17 protein-coding genes are annotated in these 19,561 nt (G+C 39.5%); 6 read left to right on the top strand and 11 right to left on the bottom strand.

Annotated elements, in window-relative coordinates; translation table 11 throughout:
* Positions 1 to 73: 73 nt before the first annotated feature.
* The gene (locus tag ACEN25_RS12830) at positions 74 to 1,603 is read right to left on the bottom strand and encodes a GH3 auxin-responsive promoter family protein (protein ID WP_441803270.1); all 1,530 of its coding nucleotides are present in this window, start codon (positions 1,601 to 1,603) and stop codon (positions 74 to 76) included.
* A 98-nt stretch (positions 1,604 to 1,701) separates the two neighbouring features.
* Between ACEN25_RS12830 and ACEN25_RS12825 the strand changes: the two genes are divergently transcribed.
* From ACEN25_RS12825 to era, 6 genes are all read left to right on the top strand, one after another.
* On the top strand, positions 1,702 to 2,499 hold the full coding sequence (locus tag ACEN25_RS12825; RefSeq protein ID WP_441803269.1) for a DUF2797 domain-containing protein: 798 nt from the start codon (positions 1,702 to 1,704) through the stop codon (positions 2,497 to 2,499).
* A 151-nt stretch (positions 2,500 to 2,650) separates the two neighbouring features.
* Entirely contained in the window at positions 2,651 to 3,010 is a 360-nt protein-coding gene (locus tag ACEN25_RS12820; RefSeq protein ID WP_441803268.1) for a BlaI/MecI/CopY family transcriptional regulator, read from the top strand.
* Positions 3,011 to 3,012: 2 nt separating this feature from the next.
* Positions 3,013 to 4,425, top strand: coding sequence for a M56 family metallopeptidase (locus ACEN25_RS12815; RefSeq protein ID WP_441803267.1), 1,413 nt, complete (start codon positions 3,013 to 3,015; stop codon positions 4,423 to 4,425).
* Between the two features lie 19 nt (positions 4,426 to 4,444).
* Entirely contained in the window at positions 4,445 to 5,659 is a 1,215-nt protein-coding gene (locus ACEN25_RS12810; RefSeq protein WP_441803266.1) for a tetratricopeptide repeat protein, read from the top strand.
* A 116-nt stretch (positions 5,660 to 5,775) separates the two neighbouring features.
* Positions 5,776 to 6,528 carry a head GIN domain-containing protein gene (locus tag ACEN25_RS12805; RefSeq protein ID WP_441803265.1) on the top strand — a complete coding sequence of 251 codons (753 nt, stop codon included), beginning with the start codon at positions 5,776 to 5,778 and terminating at the stop codon, positions 6,526 to 6,528.
* A gap of 96 nt (positions 6,529 to 6,624) precedes the next feature.
* Entirely contained in the window at positions 6,625 to 7,557 is a 933-nt protein-coding gene (era, locus tag ACEN25_RS12800; protein WP_051621389.1) for a GTPase Era, read from the top strand.
* Positions 7,558 to 7,670: 113 nt separating this feature from the next.
* Here era and arsM read toward each other — a convergent pair whose 3' ends face one another.
* From arsM to ACEN25_RS12750, 10 genes are all read right to left on the bottom strand, one after another.
* On the bottom strand, positions 7,671 to 8,639 hold the full coding sequence (arsM, locus tag ACEN25_RS12795) for an arsenosugar biosynthesis arsenite methyltransferase ArsM (RefSeq protein WP_441803264.1): 969 nt from the start codon (positions 8,637 to 8,639) through the stop codon (positions 7,671 to 7,673).
* Positions 8,640 to 8,691: 52 nt separating this feature from the next.
* Positions 8,692 to 9,612, bottom strand: coding sequence for a metallophosphoesterase family protein (locus ACEN25_RS12790; RefSeq protein ID WP_441803263.1), 921 nt, complete (start codon positions 9,610 to 9,612; stop codon positions 8,692 to 8,694).
* Positions 9,594 to 10,931, bottom strand: coding sequence for a sodium:solute symporter (locus ACEN25_RS12785; protein WP_441803262.1), 1,338 nt, complete (start codon positions 10,929 to 10,931; stop codon positions 9,594 to 9,596). Before ACEN25_RS12785 ends, ACEN25_RS12790 begins: the two co-directional genes overlap by 19 nt.
* A gap of 24 nt (positions 10,932 to 10,955) precedes the next feature.
* Positions 10,956 to 12,398, bottom strand: a complete 1,443-nt coding sequence (locus ACEN25_RS12780) for a SusD/RagB family nutrient-binding outer membrane lipoprotein (protein ID WP_441803261.1) — start codon at positions 12,396 to 12,398, stop codon at positions 10,956 to 10,958.
* A 31-nt stretch (positions 12,399 to 12,429) separates the two neighbouring features.
* On the bottom strand, positions 12,430 to 15,645 hold the full coding sequence (locus tag ACEN25_RS12775) for a SusC/RagA family TonB-linked outer membrane protein (protein WP_441803260.1): 3,216 nt from the start codon (positions 15,643 to 15,645) through the stop codon (positions 12,430 to 12,432).
* A 66-nt stretch (positions 15,646 to 15,711) separates the two neighbouring features.
* Positions 15,712 to 16,317 (bottom strand): TIGR04282 family arsenosugar biosynthesis glycosyltransferase, encoded by a 606-nt coding sequence (locus tag ACEN25_RS12770; RefSeq protein WP_441803259.1) that lies wholly within the window; start codon positions 16,315 to 16,317, stop codon positions 15,712 to 15,714.
* Between the two features lie 89 nt (positions 16,318 to 16,406).
* Positions 16,407 to 17,474 (bottom strand): arsenosugar biosynthesis radical SAM (seleno)protein ArsS, encoded by a 1,068-nt coding sequence (gene arsS / locus ACEN25_RS12765; RefSeq protein WP_441803258.1) that lies wholly within the window; start codon positions 17,472 to 17,474, stop codon positions 16,407 to 16,409.
* Between the two features lie 67 nt (positions 17,475 to 17,541).
* On the bottom strand, positions 17,542 to 17,880 hold the full coding sequence (locus ACEN25_RS12760) for an arsenosugar biosynthesis-associated peroxidase-like protein (protein ID WP_028377507.1): 339 nt from the start codon (positions 17,878 to 17,880) through the stop codon (positions 17,542 to 17,544).
* A gap of 154 nt (positions 17,881 to 18,034) precedes the next feature.
* On the bottom strand, positions 18,035 to 18,847 hold the full coding sequence (locus tag ACEN25_RS12755) for a purine-nucleoside phosphorylase (protein WP_441803257.1): 813 nt from the start codon (positions 18,845 to 18,847) through the stop codon (positions 18,035 to 18,037).
* 8 nt (positions 18,848 to 18,855) lie between these two features.
* Positions 18,856 to 19,536: a TIGR04282 family arsenosugar biosynthesis glycosyltransferase gene (locus tag ACEN25_RS12750; protein WP_441803256.1), complete on the bottom strand. Its 681-nt coding sequence runs from the start codon at positions 19,534 to 19,536 to the stop codon at positions 18,856 to 18,858.
* Positions 19,537 to 19,561 lie beyond the last annotated feature (25 nt).

Here is a 19,561-nt window from a genome sequence, read left to right as displayed (position 1 = left end):
GAGAAGTTTAGAACGTAAAATAATTTTTTGGCTAAAGTGTTTTAATATTCGTTAAAAGTAATGGCCTATTAACCTAATGATGATAGGAGGAAGTGTTTAGCGTTAAGAGTTCGTCAACAAACTCTCTGGTGTTGCTTAACCGGGGTATTTTATGTTGACCTCCTAATTTGTTTTTAGACTTAAGCCAATCGTAAAAAAGATTTGTACGCGCATAATGTATAGTGGGTGGATTAAGAGTCATGTTGTTTTTGCGCTTTGCCTCATAATCACTATTAATTTCCTGAAGAGCGACGTCAAAAATGCGGTTAAATTGCTCCTTATCTTTTGGTTCAACTTTAAATTCTATAAACCACTCATGAGCTCCTTTTTCTTTATTAATCATAAAGATTGGGGCTGCGGTATAATCTATAATTTCAGATTGTGTTAATGCGGTGGCTTTCTTCAAAGCCATTTCTGCATTCTCAATGATTAACTCTTCTCCAAACGCATTAATATGATGTTTAGTGCGCCCACTCACGCGTATTCTATAGGGGTTAACCGAAGTAAAACGTACCGTATCGCCCACTTTATAGCGCCATAAACCCGAATTTGTGGTAATAACAATCGCATAGTTTTTACCTACTTCAACTTCAGAAAGCGGTATGATTTTTTCACCTGCCAGACCGTATTGATTCATAGGTATAAACTCGTAGAAAATACCGTAGTCAAGCATAAGCAGTAAATCATTAGAATCGTTTTGATCCTGAAGCGCAAAAAATCCTTCCGAAGCATTATAAATCTCGTAATATTTAAAATTAGGATTGGGAAAGAGCTTGTGATACTGTTGTCTATAGGGTTCAAAACTTACCCCACCATGAAAATAAACTTCCAGGTCTGGCCAAATTTCCATTAGCTGATTTTTACCTGTAGTTTCTAAAATATTATTTAACAATACCAGCATCCAGGAGGGTACACCGGCGAGGCTGGTTACTTTTTCTTCAATAGTTTCTTGTACGATGGCTTGCATCTTTACTTCCCAATCACTCATTAAAGAAACTTCATTGCCGGGAGTACTGCTAAATTCTGCCCAGAAGGGCATATTGTCTATAAGTATCGCAGAAAGGTCTCCATATGACGTGCCGTTGCTCTCATATAGGCGTTTGCTACCTCCTAATCGTAAACTTTTCCCTGTAAATAATTTTGAATCGGGATTGTTGTTGAGGTAAACACACAACAAATCTTTACTGGCAGCATAATGGCAATCCTCAAGAGACTCTGGGCTTACCGGGATGTATTTACTTTTTGCGTTTGTAGTACCACTACTTTGTGCAAACAGCTTAACAGGCGAGGGCCAGAAAATATTATTTTCGCCCTTGCGACCGCGTTCTATAAGGTCCTGAACGCCTTCATAATTGCGCACAGGTACTTGCTCTACAAAATCTGCATACGAGCGTATATCTTTAAAGCCATATTGTTTTCCTATTTCGGTGTTCCGGGCTTTTTGAATCAATTTATGTAATAGCTCAAGCTGAACATCGTGAGGATATTTGAGAAACAATTCCATCTGGTGGATGCGTTTTTTGAGAAACCAGCTGGCGATAGAATTGACTAAAGGTATGGGCATTTGTTAGTATATTTGAGCACTCATTCTTTGTAATTAGCGAAAAGCGCGACTAAAATTAAGTTTTTTTTAACTCAAACAAATCAAGTAAGATTATTTTTATGCAATATCAAGGAGTCCTCACAAAAATGCAAACCGAACTTGATAACCCTATTCAATATTATTTAGTTTTTGAAGATGATTTTATTCATGTAAATCAGCTCTTAGACAGGGAAATACGTATAGAATTTTTAAAGTATCAATGTTTGGCATGTGGGAAAAACAAAAAGATTTATCGACAGGGATATTGCTATGATGATTTTTATAAAGTGCCTCAGGCTGCAGACTGGATAATGCGCCCAGAATTGAGCAAAGCACATCTAGATGAAGAAGATCGTGATCTCGATTACGAGAAAAAAGTGCAATTGCAACCCCATATTGTTTACCTCGCAAACTCAAGTAATATCAAAGTAGGGGTAACCCGTAAATCGCAGGTGCCTACCCGATGGATTGATCAGGGAGCACACGAAGCAATTGAAATCGTAGAAGTGCCTAACCGCTATCTTGCGGGCATTACTGAAGTTGCCTTAAAGGAGTATATCGCAGATAAAACCAACTGGCGTAAAATGCTAAAGAATGAGATTGAAGATGAAGATCTTGTCGCTAAGCGTAATGCTTTAAAACAATACATACCTACAGAAGCGCTGGAGTATTATCTAGAAAACAATCAAGAGACGCATATAGAATTTCCGGTATTGCAATACCCTACAAAACTTAAAAGTCTCAACCTCGACAAAACTCCAGAGTATCAAGGGAAACTCAAGGGTATTAAAGGACAATACTTACTATTTGAAGACGGTACTGTTTTTAATGTGCGCAATTCAGAAGGTTATGTGGTAAGCATTTCTGTTTCTGCATAAATAAAATATACTTTTCTAAAGATCTAAGCTGATTTTGAATCGGCCTGGATAAACTTTTTTTAAATTTATACAACTAATTTGTTAGTTTAACTAAATAATTAGTTATATTTGAAGTGTTCAAGAACTACTAATCCCTAATTAGATACGTATTATGAAACAATTAACCAAGGCAGAAGAAGAAGTAATGCAGATCCTTTGGGATCTTAAAGAAAGTAACGTTGCAGCAATAATTGATGAAATGCCAGAGCCTAAACCGGCATATAACACAGTTTCTACCATTGTACGCATTCTAGAAACTAAAGAGTTTGTAGGATTTAAAAAGCAGGGTAGAGGTCATATTTATTTTCCGCTGGTAGCCAAGTCTGATTACAGTAGTGCTTCGATGTCAAAAATGGTAAACGATTATTTCAATGGGAGTTTTAAAAGCATGGTTTCGTTTTTCGTCAAGAAAAAAGAAATGAGTGCGGGTGAACTCGAAGCTATTTTAAAGGAAATTAATAAAGACGACTAATCATGATACGATATATACTTGAGGTTATTGTATTTCAGGCATTGTTTATTGCAGTGTATCAACTTTGGTTGCGCAAAGAGACGTTTTTTAATGTCAATCGCGCCTATTTGATAAGTACAGTGTTAGTTGCTTTTGCCTTACCGTTTATGCAGTTTGAGTTTTTTCAGAATCAAATTCCGCTACGCGAAAATTTGCAAATGCTCCCCGAAGTGTTTATTGGTAGGCAACCTTTAGAAAATAGTCCGTTGCTTGTAGCAGAACCCGGAATAGATTATGCGTTTATAAGTATCCTTATCTACGCAGCCGGGGCACTTTTTAGTGCAGGAATCTTGTTCAGAAAATATCAGGAGATCAAGAGGTATTTCCGCTTTAAAAGAAAATCTGACTCTAATGTGATCACCATTCCTAATAGCGATGCGGCATTTACCTTTCTGGGAACTATATTTCTAGGCGATAAAATTACTGCTGAAGCTAAAGCCCACATTTTGGCACACGAAGAAGTGCATTTAAAGCACAAACACGGGGTAGATCTCTTCTTATTTGAAGTTTTACGCGTTTTGTTCTGGTTCAATCCACTGGTATATATCTATCAAAATAAAGTAGCCGAATTGCACGAGTTCATCGCAGATGCCCACGCCACTAAGAAAACCGAAATCAAATCTTATTACAATCAGTTGCTCAATACCGCATTTGGTACGCAACATATTTCATTCATCAATACATTTTTCAATCATTCATTAATCAAAAAACGAATCATTATGTTACAAAAAAAATCAAGAAACAATGCAAAATGGAAATATCTGTTAGTGCTTCCTCTTATCGCCGGTATCTTAACCTATGTAGGTTGTACTGATGATAATGAAGACGCTCAGAATAATACGGCACTTACATTAGAAGAACAAGTTGCAGATTTGCAAGCCACCATAGATGCCAAAGAAGACCTTACAGAAGAAGAGAAAAAACTTCTACTGAAGGTTGGGATGGCAGGGTATATGAAAGGGAAGGGGATTGAAAAATCAGCAAGTACTAAGAAAACTTCCACTAATGAGGAAGAAGTCAATGACGTTCCATTTGCTGTAATTGAAGAAGTGCCCGTTTTTCCAGGCTGTGAGGGTTTAAGCAATGCAGAGCGTAAAGCTTGCATGTCTGAAAGTATTTCTGCATTAATCAATAAAAATTTCAATACCAATCTGGGTAAAGAACTAGGACTTACCGGCGTCAATCGTATTTATGTACGCTTTAAAATTGACACTCAGGGGAATATAGTTGATATAGCGTCAAGAGCACCTCATTTAAAGTTAGAAGAAGAAGCAAAACGTGTAATAAATCTTTTACCTCAAATGACTCCGGGCAAACAACGTGGTGAGGCTGTAAATGTTTTGTATTCTCTACCCATTGTATTTCAGGTGCAGTAACTCAACTTTATAAGTATCAATGAGCAGATTTTATCTATTTATTTTTTTACTAATTGCCAGCCAGGCCGAAGCTCAGGAAGTTTCGGCTTTGGCCGTTGCAGATAGTTTGTATGCAGTAGGAAATTACAGCGCGGCTATTGAAAATTATGAACGTATTCCGTCTAAAGAAGAATCTGTTTATTTAAAATTAGCACGTGCGCATCAGGCAAAAGGTACACTTGACGATGCGTTAATTAATTATGTAAAAGCTGCGAGTAGTACAGATGAAGTGATAGCAATGAATGAGTATGGTAAATTACTCATTACTAAAGGTAAGTTTAAAGAAGCAGATAGTGTTTTTACTAAATTGATTTCAGTATATAAAACTAATCCTGAATTTTATTACCAGCGTGGGCGTGCAAGCGAGAATATGCCCAGTGATATAAAGATTAACGCTTCAGATTCAACGCAAGAAAGAACTACGACCCTTTTTCCTTACCTGAAAGATTACCAAAAAGCAGTTGCACTTGACAGCACCCATCAAAAAGCACTTTCAGAACTGGCTACCTTTTATCTGAAGCGAAAAGATTTTAGAATGGTAGAAAAACTAGCTTTTAAAGCTCTGGAAAGTTACCCGACTAATGTAGAAATCATCGGCACACTGGCTCAAAGCTATTATTATAAAGGCTGGAATGAAGAAACCATAACCTGGTTTGAAAAATTGCTTGAACTCGGTCAAAGCACGCAGTTTATTCACGAGAAACTGGGCAATGCGTACTTTAAAGACCGTATGTATGAAAAGTCCATCGAGCAGTATTTAGAAGCTTTGGATTTTTCGCCTGAAGACTGGTATTTGCACAGTATCCTGAATAAACTGTACAATTACACCGAAGATGTTGATAAAGCCGAAATGCACGGCTTAGCAGCTTTAGAATTTAAAGATCTTCCTTTAAGTGACGAGCAATATACGTTGGCGCGTACCTACGAACTCAAAAAGGATTGGAAGAACGCGATGAAATACGTCAACTTTTCTCTGAAAGAAAATCCCAAAAATAAAAACGCCGAATACACCAAAGTTATCGTAGCCGATAATTATTATGAAGACCGGCGTGCAGTTTTAAAACTCTACGAAGATTTTATTAAGAAATACAGCGATAGTGAGTATGCAAAATACGACCCGGTACTGCGCCTCGCCCGCGAACGTCGCGACAAACTTACCCGCGAGATTTTTATGGCAGACGATGAGGAAGAATAACCTACTTGTCACATCGAGCGCAGTCGAGATGCCTTATTTCTTGTTTCAAATAATAATAACAATATCAATAATAATTGAAGCAGTTGTGTATTTTTAGCCATTCTAAAAAATTGGCTTTGAAAAACGTTCTATACCTATCTCTCATCTGTCTTTTTGCACTTTCCTGTAACTCTGAAAAGGGACTCAATTGTATTCAGGCAGAAGGTGACCGCATACTGAAAGAATTTACAGTAAGCGACTTTACTTCAATTATCGTTGAAGAGCGTTTGCAGCTTATTCTTAAAGAGGGGCCGGTTCAAAAAGTAGAGGTTGCAACTGGTGAAAATTTATTGAATGACATTGAAGTAAGTGTTACAGACGGTGTTTTAACGGTTTTAGATAATAATGGCTGTAATCTAGTTCGGGATTTTAACATCAGTCAGGTGTATGTAACATCTCCTAATATTGAGCAAATACGTAATGCTTCAGGATATGAAGTGCAAAGCGATGGTATACTCACGTATCCTTCATTGACCTTAATAAGTAATGACGGGGAGGAAGAAGATTTCTACCACAAAGACGGTGATTTTAGATTACAACTTAATGTGGGAGAATTAAATATTAGCGCAAACGGACTCAGTAATTTCTATATTTCCGGCGCAGTCGAGACTGCGAATATTGAATTTTTAGAAGGCGATATTCGTTTTGAAGGTGCTGATTTTAGAATACAGAACCTCAATATCTACCACCGCGGTACAAATAAAGTTATTGTAAATCCTATACAATCGCTACGCGGAAAAGTATTGAGTACCGGCGATCTCATCTCAGTAAATCGCCCACCTACTGTTGAGGTAGAAGAAACCTATACCGGCCGACTAATATTTCAATAGTATGAAGGTCTTTAGGGATTTCCGCTTAAACGTAAAACTCAAACGCTAATTTTTTAAACGTATCTTTGCAGCTTAAAACCTCAAAATACCATACGTTTGGAATCTCAAAATAACAATCCGTTAGCACCAGAATCACAAGAACCAAAATCGCATAAGGCCGGTTTTGTAAATATTATAGGTAACCCTAACGTGGGGAAATCTACGTTAATGAACGCTCTTGTAGGGGAGCGTCTTTCTATTATTACGTCAAAGGCACAAACTACGCGTCACCGTATTTTAGGTATTGTAAACGGGGAGGATTTTCAGGCGATTTTAAGTGACACTCCGGGTATTATTAAACCAGCTTATGAGTTGCAGGCTTCGATGATGGCTTTTGTAAAGTCGGCATTTGAAGACGCAGATGTATTAATTTACATGGTTGAATTGGGTGAAAAAGAATTGAAAGACGAAGCTTTTTTCAATAAAATAAGAAATACAGAGATCCCGGTTTTATTGTTGATTAATAAGATTGATCAGGGAAATGAAGAGCTTCTTGAAGCAAGTCGTACCCATTGGAAAGAACAGGTGCCTAATGCAGAGATTTTTGCAATTTCGGCTTTAGAGAACTTTGGAGTAGCTGAGGTTTTTAATCGCATATTAGAAGCTTTACCGGTATCACCGCCTTTTTATCCTAAAGATGCTTTAACCGATAAGCCAGAGCGTTTCTTCGTAAACGAAATCATACGCGAGAAGATTTTAATGCATTACAAAAAGGAGATTCCTTATTCTGTAGAAATAGATACCGAAGAGTTTTTTGAAGAAGACAACATTATTAGAATGCGTAGCATTATTATGGTAGAGCGCGAGAGCCAGAAAGGTATTATTATAGGCCACAAAGGTGCAGCCTTAAAGCGTGTAGGTATTGAAGCGCGTAAAGACCTGGAGGTTTTCTTCGGAAAAAAAGTACATATGGAATTGTATGTAAAAGTCAACAAAAACTGGAGAAGCAGCGAGCGTGAATTACGTCGCTTTGGGTATAATGGGAAATAGTGGCGGCGCCACACGTAATTAAATTAATATACAGCTCAACTGAGTGACGTGCTAAATTAAAAAGCCCCGCAATGCGGGGCTTTTTTTATTTGCTACTGGATGCCAGCCGGCGGTTAGCAGCAGCCACCACCATCGTAATGAAACGTGCTTTCACTAATAAAAATATCATCACGACCTAAAGAAGCCAGTGCACCTGCAGTCTTATCACAAACGGCCAATGGCTGATTTTTAACTAGCACGTGTCCTTTTTTGTCATCAAAATGATTTTCAGAACCGTAATAAATTGCCGCTTTACCGGTAAAGATACACGGGCCATCTTCAGGCATTGGATCTTTGATGGCAGCTACCTCAATAGATTCGATATAAATGAGTTCGTCTGTAGGATAATTTTTCGGATCCAGAATACGATAAGGTTTACGGGCACGAATTTCAATAGTACCAAAACCGGCATCAGTTAATGCTTTTACATATTCTTTGATAGGTAAACTTCCGCTGAGACAAAGTGCACGCAGCCGCTCGTCCTCGCGCAACGTTTCATTCATTTCTTGCTCACAGGTAGGATCGCTCATTACCAATCTACCTTGTGGTTTTAAAACACGGTACATTTCAGCAATAGCTTTCTTTAAATCTTCCGCCTTAAAAATATTGAACAGGCAGTTTTGAGCCGCTACGTCAATACTGTTATCTTCAACCGGAAGACTCAGTGCATCTCCTTTTTTAAGATCTACAAACTCACTTTTAAACCATGGATTTAGCGCTTCTGCTTCGATAAAATTTTTGCGAGAAGCTTCCAGCATTTCATCTACAACATCGACACCAATAACGCCGCTTTTTTGACGAGAGAAATAGGCGAACTGTAGCAGCTCCATTCCGCCGCCGGCACCAACGTATAAAATACGCGGATTGTTAGTGAGATCACGAGCATTTACTGTGCTTCCGCAGCCGTAATTCATCTCCTGCATAATCTTTGGGATTTTTAAACCCGGTAATTCCCAGATTGGGTTTGTGGTACAGCACAAGCCTACATCAGGCGTAAGTGCAGCATCACGATACACATTTTTGGTAGTTTCTAAATAGCTCATAAGTACATGTTTTTTTATGGAAACAGCTGAAGCCGTCGCCGGGTTAAAATCTTTATAATTGAATACCGAAACCCTGCAAACCGCTTTCATAAGGCGGCAGAATTTCGGTGTTGTCCCATATTCCTGTAATTAATGTACGCGCATATTCCTGCGGTAAAAAGTCATTTTGCATTTTGGCATTTGCCAGCTTGTAGTTGTAATCCATCGTATGATGCGAAAACCTCAACTCCCCATTTTGCTCTTCTAAAGTCGCGTACCAAACATTAGGAGTACCATCGTTTGCCGGCATCCCGATCACTCCGGGATTCAGCCAAAGCTTATCCTCGTTTTCATGATGAAATGGTAACCCGCAATGCCCTGCAATAATCACATCGGCCTGAGTGGTTTCAAAATTGGCTTGCTTGAGTTTCCAGTCGGTTGATTTGTAAACGAATTCTGATACATTAAAAAAATCGCCGTGAACAACGGTAATATCTTTTCCCGCAAAGTGGAAGTCGATATGATTAGGCAACGTTGCAATATAATCGAGTGAATTTTTACTGAGTTTACTTTGCGCATACGGAAACCACATTTGGGAGAAGCCATCACAGCGTGAACCTTTTCTGAAGTCGCAACCGCAATCTTCGGCACCATCTCGCAACTGAATTTCTACGTTGCCCAAAATACTGTGAGCGCCCCAAATTTTAAAGAGTTGCACGACTTCTTCCGGCTGTGCACAATAGCCCACAATATCGCCGGTACAGATACAATTTTCTGGTGGGATATTTTGAGATTCAGCAATCTGCTTCAGTTTTTCTAAAGCCTGAAGATTGCTGTACACGCCACCAAAAAGCAGTGCTTTTCCGCTTAGCGAACCTAAATTCACGCGATTATCGAGATGGGAATGCTTAGAGGCTTGCCCCGAAGTCAAAGGCTGTTTGCTTTGAGTTCCCTCCTGGCCTGACCTAAGCTGATTTACCACAGTTTTATCCATGCCGGAATCATATATAAAATTAAACATGAAAATATGCCCCAAATATTTACCCAAAGCAAATCTGCATAAGGGCCGGTGGTTAAAATCCACGATTTTGGGATGAGGTTAAAAATCAATAAAAATCCAAAGCCAATTCCACAAAAAATACTGAGGTAGAAACTGATTTTAGGCGCAGGTAATTTCCAGAAAAAGAAAATAGGAGTAAGGCCAATAACCATGGTTCCGGATATGGTGGTTGCCGATAAAATTTCAGCATCCAGAAATATCGGAATGGTTCCTAAAACCACCAGAATACACATGGCAATTCTACCCACCGAAATACTTTCGCCCAGTTTTAAATCAATCGCTGCCAGTTTAGAAAATGACGAAAACGTAGAGTCTAAAGTAGAAGCTGCTGAAGTGATCATTATAAAATTGATAATCAATAAAATAACCGTACCAAAAGCTTTACCCACTTCTACAGCAGCCTGACCCTGCATTCCCATTGACTTGGCGTAAATACCTATGATGCTAAAGAGAATGATACAAGCTCCGCCCAAAACGCTTGCCAGAAGAAAACTTCTTAGGGTAACTTTTGGCGAACTTAAAAAAGCACGGTCTGTTAAAACAGGATCGTGAAATGGATAACTGAAGGATTGTAACAGTGCGGCCAAAAGTAAATTTAAACCCATATCAAAGCTCCAAACACCGCTGTTTACGGTCTCACTTACCGTAAAATCTGTAGTTGAATAAATACTCGATAAAATCACAAAGAGCAAGATGCTGAATAATCCCATTTGAATTACATCGGTAAAAATTGAACTACTCAATCCCCCTTTTAACGAGTATGCCAGAGTAAGCAAGGTGAATACGATTATCGAAGCATAATAGGGCGTGCTGCCCATATCTCCAAAATAACTCCCTATTACCATTGTGTTACTCCAGACCTCGTTAAAAAGCCTTATAGCGATTAATATAGAAAACACACGCATGGCGTTTTTGCCAAATCGTGAGGTGAAAAATTCATGCAAACTTGTATATCCGCCCCGGGTGCGAATAGAGTAAATAAGAATACCTGCGATTGCAAAAGAGAGGTAATAGGCAGCATAGGCGACACCCCCTACTATACCAAACTCCAATCCCAGATTGGCTGCATTGGTAATACTCTTGGCAAAAATCCAGGAGATGATAAGGCTTCCGGTTAGCATAAACACATTAGGTGCTTTTTTGCGATGCGTAGCTTTAAAAAAGTCGTCTGTTGTTTTTGCCAATGGGGACAGGAAAAACAGTATCAAACTTGATACGATGATTAATCCCCATTGCCAGATTTCAATATTCAAATTGTTTATTTTTTATTTAAAGTTCTATTCATCCCACCAAACAGCTACGTCCAGACTGTTCCCATTAGTGGCTTGAGCGGCACTATTATAATTATCTGCATTTAAGGCTTCTTCCTCTGCGGGATACGGCATGCGCACAGGAATCAAACCGTCATTAAGACTTGCGGCAACCGGTTTAAAAGTAGGAAAACCGGTACGTCTCCATTCTACCCAGCCTTCATATCCATTTATAATATTGGCAATCCATTTTTGAGTGCTTATTTGCTGCAGCGGAGTCGTACCTGCTGCATTATAAGCAGCCGGTCCGGTTAAATAGTCTGCCGGTAAATCGGTTAGCCAATACTCAAAAGCTTGCTGTACACCTGTATTGTATAAAGTAGCTGCATCTGCCGTGATGTAGTTTTTAGCTGCTGCTTCTGCCAGAATAAACTGCGTTTCCCAACTCGTCATAAAATTGGCATTCAATTCTGAAGTGTTTTCTCTAAAAAGGGTTCCTGCACGGGAATAGTTCGCCGGTTCAATAGAGGTTTGTGAAGCGTTGATCCCGTTGATTAGTCCGTTAAAGGTTCCGGTAGTTGAGTTTGCAAACGGTCTAAAAAATACCTCGATACGATCGTCATTTAAATCGGTTAAGATTTCTTCCATAGTTTCAGAAAGGACGAAGTTGTTAAAATCTCCTGCACGCAGTTGCGCAAAGCGAAAACTATTAGGAGCACTGTTTGTAAAATCAAAAGTCGCATTGTCTGCATTGGTCATGATGTAGTTTCCTTCAGAAAAAATCGCTTCGATTTGTGAGGCTACATCTTCTTTACTAGAAATACGCATCAAAGCTTTCAGCTTTAGCGAGTTTGCAAATAGAACCCATTTATCCAGATTTCCGGAAAATAGAAGGTCGCCTTCTAGAGCCACTGCTCCCGTGTAAGCGTTTAAGGCTAAAATTCCCTTATCGAGATTATCCAGAATCCCACCTTCGGCTAGATAAATATCTTCCTGAGCATCGTAAGGAGCCGTAACGGTGCCATCAATCCCATTAAAGGCTTCAAAATACGGAACATCACCAAAAAGATCGGTAAGTCCCTGAGCCATATAGGCTTTTAAAATCAAAGCCGGACCTTCATAAACTTTAAAGGTTTCGTTGCTTTGGGCCTGTTTTAATAAAAGTTCGTTATCGCGCAGGTTGGTATAAAAAATCGGCCAGGGATTTCCTCCCAGCTGTGGTGATTTGAGTGCGTGGCGGTCAAATAAGTTAAAGTCTAACGCGGTGCGGTGTTGTGCTAGTAAATCACCGGCAGCAAAACCTTCGTAACTCATTTGTTCGCCAAAATCGTAGATCACCTGTCTCAATAAAAGACTGGGTTGCACGGTTACCGGTGCATTGGGATTGGTGTTTTTTTCTTCAAAATCTGCTGTACAGGCGGTGAAAAGTCCCAGACTTAGGATTAGAATTTTATAGAGTGTGTTTTTCATCTTTTAAACGTTTAGATAGCCTTTAAGGCTCTTAGAAATTAAATCCTGCTTTAAGGCCGATGCTTCTGGTTGTCGCATAACTCATATCTTCAACACCGCTCACAAAACCGGTACCTTGCACGGCAAGTTGCTCCGGGTCAAAATGTGGAATTTCAGAAATCGCAAAAAGGTTACGTCCTACTAAAGCGATATCAAGATCCACTCCTTCAGAAAGACCTAGAAAACCGTCTTTGAGTTTAAAAGTATATCCTACGGAAAATTGACGCAGTTTTAGAAAAGAAGCATCATACATGTTATTTTCCTCGTGGTTACGATCGTAAAATTGTCTGTAATAGGTTTCTGCGGAAACTGCTGTTGTATTAGGTACATATTGCGGATTGTCTGCTGTTCCCGTATTTATTACACCTTGAGGCACAATACCTTCTTCAGGGCGATTTGCAGTTTCTGCAAGTTGACCCCCTACCGTTCCTAAAGCACGCGTACGGGAAACGAGTTCGCCGCCTTGTCGCCAGTCAAATAGGAAGCTGAGGTTCCAGTTTTTGTAGGTAAAATTATTGTTCCAGCCCAGCATAAAGTCTGGCGTGTAATTCCCTATTTTCTTAAGATTGTTATCTGCAATATAGCTTCCATTAGCAGTTAAGATAAACTGACCGTCATCTGTTTTTTGATAACCGGTACCGTAAATGTCGCCTATTTGACCACCTTCTTCTACCTGAAACCAAACAGTCTGGTTGGCACTGTCGTAAATACGACTGAAAGCCAAGGTCAAACGCCCATCAGACTGCGGAAGACTTTCTACCCGAGAAGTACTGGTGCTAAAGTTGAAGGTAGTATTCCATTTAAATTCTGAAGTTAAAAGCGGTGTTGCAGCAAGAATAAGTTCTACTCCCTGCGTGCGTACTTCGCCGCCATTTACCACTTGCTGATTGTAACCCGAAGAAATAGCGATAGGCAATGAGATAATTTGGTCTCGTGTCAGGGCATTGTAATAGGTCGCATCCAGTTTGATACGATCTTTCAAAAATCGAATATCTGCACCCACTTCATACGAGGTGGTTTGCTCTGGTTTTAAGTTGGAATTCGGTATAAAATTTTGATTACTGAAGGTAGGCTGTCCTGCGTAAGGCGTTTGTGAAATAAATGCTCCCGAAGTCTGGTACGCCTGAGTGTCGTTACCCACCTGAGCCACACTGGCACGAAGTTGAACGTACGAGAATGTTTCCGGTAATTGAGCGACTTCAGAAAGAATAAAACTTGCTGATGCCGAAGGATAAAAGAACGAAGTCCCATCTACTGAAAATGGAGTTGCTAGGGCACTCGACCAATCGTTACGGCCGGTAATGTCTAAAAACAAGTAATCTTTGTAGCCCAGTTTTGCGATTCCGTAGAAGGAATTGATGCGTTTATTCGATTCAAACTGAAATACATCAATGGGTGACGCAGCATTATTCAGGTTGAAAATGCCCGGCTGTGCGAGGTTCACCGTTTGTGATTGCTTGGTCGAAGCTTTTTGATCCAGACGGTTTCCACCTAAAGAAACATCTAAAGAAACATCACCAATAATCTTGTTGTAATTCAATAGAAAATCAGTGTTGATCTCGCGGTAAAATACGTCGTGCTCTGCATACCCACCGTTTTTAAAACGGTTAGAACTAAAGGCTCTGCGCAATTGGCGGGTTTCTGAAGAATAATCCATCCCGGTGCGCACGGCTAAACTTAAATTATCTGTAAAATTGTGTTTGATAGACATATTTCCAAAAACACGATCCCGATTGAAGGAGTTTCGGTTTTCATACATCGTAAAAAATGGGTTGTCAAAATAAGTGTAGTTAAATGAATAATGCTGCACCCCTTCAAGTCCCGGTTGCCAGTAGTTGCGCAGGCTGTTCATATCTAAAGAACGCGGTCCCCAGGCAACCAATGAATAATTTACGTTTTCACTACCGTAGCCATTAGACGGGCGGTTGTCGCTACTTGAGTTGACATAACTAATCGAAGTATTAAAAGTGGTCTTCTCTGTGGGTTTAAAGTTAAGCTTGGTAGCCACTGTCTGTCGATCGAGATTCACTCCGGGAATGATAGATTCACTGCGTAAATCTGTAAATGAAATACGGTAGTTTCCTTTATCAAAACTACTGCCGATAGCCACATTGTTAATTGTGGTCACTCCGGTCTCGTAAAAATCTTTAAGATTATCGGGATGTGAGTTAAACGGAGTAGGGGTGATCGGTAACCCGCTGTATAATGAGGTATCTCCACCACGCACCACGCTTCCGTCAGGTAAGGTTACAGGAGAATCAAACTGTGCGATTAGTGTTCCCTGATCGAGACGAGGTCCCCAGGAATACGAGATAAGGTCATTAACGCCGCCACCCAGACCATCTACAAACGCAAACTGACCCGAGTTTCCCTGTCCGTATTTATTTTGAAATTCAGGAAGTTTAAAAGGCGTATCTACAAAAACCGAAGTGTTAATGCTAATTCCCAGTCCTTTGCTTTTGCTTCCATTTTTAGTTTCAATAATGATTACTCCGTTTGAAGCACGCGTTCCATAAAGAGCCGCAGCACTAGGGCCTTTAAGAACACTTACCGAAGCGATATCATCCGGGTTTACTTCCATCGCGCCGTTACCAAAATCAATTTCTTGAAAACCGGCAGCCGCTTCGTTAGTATTATTAAAAACCGTATTGTTATTAATGGGAGTACCATCTACAATAAACAACGGATTGTTATTAGAAAAAGAAGCTTCCCCACGAATGGTGATTTTAGAGGAAGAGCCCACGCCTGTTGCGCCTTGGGATATGGTAACCCCGGCAAGTTTACCGGCCAGGTTGTCTAAAAAGTTGGGTGCTTTTACCTCAGATACTTGTTCAGCTTGAATGGTTTGTACCACGTAACCCAGTTCTTTGGTTTCGCGTTCGAGACCTAAAGCAGTAATCACCACTTCATCAAGATTAGTAGTCGATTCCTGAAGAATTACATTGATTTGAGAACGTCCGTTTACCGTTTCGGTTTGTGTGATAAACCCTATCGCCGAGAAGCGAAGTTGTGTGGTTTTTTCGGGTATTGTAATGCTGTAATTTCCGTTTTCATCTGTAATGGTAGCGGCGTCTGCATTTACGGCAATAACATTTACAAATGGGATGGTAGTGCCATCAACGGCAGTAGTGACGGTTCCGTTAATTAAAGTTTGGCCTTGTACCCACGCGCATAGCATAAGCATAAGCCCCAAATAGAGGTGTTTCATTTTTTGTTTTTGGAATAATAAATAACTGCCGGTAGAGCGGCGTAGGATCGCAAAAGCGAAATAGATTTATGCGGAAAATAAAACCGGTGATCCTTTATTGAAGTAGTTACTTGCGTGAAAGGTTTCAACCCAAAAAGGCTGAATTAAAGGTAAGCTGAACGATTTTTCAAGAGCATTTAAAAGCAATTGACCTATCGTGTAATGTAACGATTTTTGTGACTGAAGCAATGCCTCAATATCTGCTACAGAATCGAGATCCTGAAGCCTGTCAAGTAGGATCGCTTCAATTTTTTTAGCGTGAACGAGCCTTAAAATACTTGAGGTTAAGGCTTCGGTTTGCCAGGGTAATTTTAAAAAAGAATCAGGATTAAAATGCGATTTTTTCAATCCCATCAGGTAAAAACCACCATCAGCTGAAGGTCCTAAAACAATAGGATTTTCTTTCAGGTGTTGATTGGCTTCGAGTATGTGGGTCGCCGTAAGATGCGGACTGTCATTACCAATGGTGATGATATTCTCAAAACCTAAGGCGTAGATTTCCTGAATTGCCTGTGTAAAACGCTCGCCAAAATTCGAACCGATTTGTTTTTCTTCGGAATAAATAAAATAAGGAAGTCCTGTTTTTTTGACCGTTTTGACAGCGTGCTTATTGAGCGCATCAAAAACCTGCACTCCATTACGGAAGCGTTTTTGCTTTGCATCTTGCTGCGCAGAACGCGCAAATAGTATTATGGCGGTTTTCTGGTCTATGGCCTTAAATATTAAGCAACAGTTCCCTGACAGCTACTCCCGGCACCGGCAGTACAACCATAGCAATGTTGCGAAATGATGATATTACGATCGTTAAGCAAATCTTCATTATAATCTGAAATATGCTTCACTTTACTATTTACTTTTAAGTCGAGCATCTGGTTAAAATCGCAATCATATAACCAGCCATCCCAGCTAATGGAAATCGTATTGGTACACATCACATTTTCTACAGCAGCAGGATTATACGCCTCAACCAATTGATACATATAATCTTCGTAGTTTTCTGAAGCAATCAGATAATCCAGAAAACGGGCGATAGGTAAATTGGTGATCGCAAAAAGGTTATGAAACTGAATATTGAAATCCTCGTACAATGCTTTTTTGAAATCTTTCTCCATCCCAGCCTGATCAGAAGGCAGATACGCACCATTAGGATTATAAACCAGATCTAGGCGTAAATCGCTATCTGGCATCCCGTAACCTACTGCATTTAACTCCTGCAATGCTTTAATAGAAAGGTCAAAAACACCTTCACCACGTTGTTTGTCTGTTTTACCGCGGGTCCAGTGCGGCATAGAGCTTACTACGTGAACGTTGTGCTTTTTGAAAAACTCAGGTAAGTCGTAGTATTTTTTATTGGCGCGAATGATCGTCAGGTTACTGCGCACGATAAAATCTTTGATTCCGGCTTTGCTGGCTTCTTCGACAAATCGTCTAAAATTAGGATTCATCTCAGGCGCACCACCGGTCAAATCAAGGGTATGTGCTCCTGTATTTTTAATCACTTCAAGACACTGCTCCATGGTTTCCCATGTCATTATTTCTTTACGGTCTGGACCGGCATCTACATGGCAGTGCTCGCACACCTGATTACACATATAGCCTACATTAATTTGTAGGATTTCGAGTTTTTTAGGTCGAAGCGGAAACTGATTAGTTTCCTTAATTTTTTCAGCAAAAGTAGGGAGTTCACCATCGGCAAAAATACCACCTGACAAAATCTCAAGTTGCTTATTAGCTTGAGCCAGGTCATCGTGACGTTTATGTAATGATTTTTTTGTTTTGGTAACAGACATAGAGGTTTTTTTTTCTTTTTCAGCAGGACTAAGATAGTATTAAGTTGATAGATATTGAATCTAACTTTTACATTTCTAGCTTATTCACTTTATTCATCATCATAGTGCCGTGCACTAAAGTAGCCCCGCTTTTAATTGCAGCGCCTACATGAATTGCTTCCATCATTTGTTCTTTAGTAACCCCACGTTGTAGTGTATCTTTAGTGTATGCATCTATGCAATAGGGGCACTGTTCTGTGTGTGCAACGGCAAGAGCAATCAATGCTTTCTCTCGGGCGGTAAGAGCGCCTTCTTCAAAAACTTTTCCGTAGTAATCAAAAAATTTAGTACCCAGTTCTTCACTCCATTCGGTGATTTTCCCAAATTTTCTAAGGTCTGCGGGATCATAATAATTGTTAGCTGCCATTTTAATGTTTTTTAAGTTATGAGTTTGCAATAACTACACAGTAGTTACGGTTTTTATTAGCTTTTGGTTTTAAAACCAAATTAAAATTTTAAACCCTCGTGGTTAAACCTGCGAGGGTTTGAACATTAGTAAATTAAAATTCTGGCGAGATGGTTTATAGTCTTTCTATAAGTTCTTTAAAAAGAACAACCATATCTGATTCTGCTTTACCTGCTGCAGCCATAATATCTGCGATATCTACAGGTTGTAAATTTTCAGGATCACACTCATCTGTAACTACACTTAGAGCTGCGACCGGCAAATCTAAATGGTTTGCGACAATTACTTCAGGAACAGTACTCATACCTACTGTGTCTGCCCCAATAATTTTTAAGTATCTATATTCTGCGCGTGTTTCTAATTGTGGACCAACGACCGCAACATAAACTCCCTCGTGTAAAGTAATGTCTTTTTCTGATGCGATTTGTTTTAAAATATCACGCATTGCAGTGTCATAAGGTGCGCTCATATCGGTAAATCGAGAACCTAATTGTTCTACACCTTTAAAGGCTAGTGGAGATCCTCCTTGCAGGTTGATATGGTCTTCAATGAGCATAATCTCTCCTTTTTTAAAATTGAGATTTATGGCTCCTGCCGCATTGCTAATTAATAATTTCTGAATACCCAATTCTTTCATCACGCGTACAGGGTAACTCACATCTCTTAGCGTATAACCCTCATAAATATGAAAACGGCCCTGCATAACAATTACTTTTTTACCGCCTAGTGTACCGTAAATGAGTTTTCCGGTATGAAATTCTACAGTAGCAGTGGGGAAATTAGGTATATGATTATAACTTACTGAACTTATAATGTCAACCTGATCTACAAACTGACCAAGACCAGTTCCTAAAATTATGCCCACTTCCGGAGCTTCAAATCCGCGACTTTTTAAAAACTGCGCAGACTCTTCTATAAATTTTTTCATTTTAAATATTATTTCAAGTGTTGTGGTAAAAATGGGAAAAATGCTTCAATACCTTTAATATCTTCGTAATAATCTACATCATTACGAGTAGGCAGCAATATAAAAGATTCTTCTTTTAAATTTGCAAGCGTGTCTTTAAGAACAGTTTCGATACCCCAGGTTTTATCCTGAAAAAGTTCAGGTTTTAAGAAGGTCATCCCGATTAAATAATAACCGCCGTCTTCTGCAGGGCCTACTACAAAGTCGTGATCATCAAGTAGAGCAAATGCTTTTTCCAGATCTTGTTGAGAGAGATCATACATATCACTTCCTATAATAATCGCTTTTTTATAGCCTGCTCTAAACGCTTGGGCGAAAGCCTTATTCATACGCTCGCCTAAGTCTTTACCGTGTTGCAGTTTTTTAGTGAATTTATCATCATCCCAAAAATCTCCGGAACGTATTTTTTCAGAATAAAAGACCTGTTTGTCTGCAGTTAAACCAGTTGTTATTGAGACGGTGTGCGCTAATAAAAATTTATAAATCTCTAGAGCAGCTTCATCACCTACGCCGCCAGCCAGGCGTGTTTTAACCTTGCCAAGTTCTGGATTACGAGTAAAAATTAATAAGGCACGGTCTGATGTGGGAAAATGAAATTCTGCCTCAAAGTCTTTGTTTTCGTCAGTATCTTTTTTGCTAAGTAAGCCCATTGATGTTTGTTAGTTGATTGTCTTC

Origin of the sequence: Leeuwenhoekiella sp. W20_SRS_FM14 (genome assembly GCF_052119605.1) — a bacterium.
Classification (GTDB): domain Bacteria; phylum Bacteroidota; class Bacteroidia; order Flavobacteriales; family Flavobacteriaceae; genus Leeuwenhoekiella.
The sequence above is the reverse complement of the archived record's forward strand: the minus strand, read 5'-3'. Positions and strand labels throughout refer to the sequence as shown.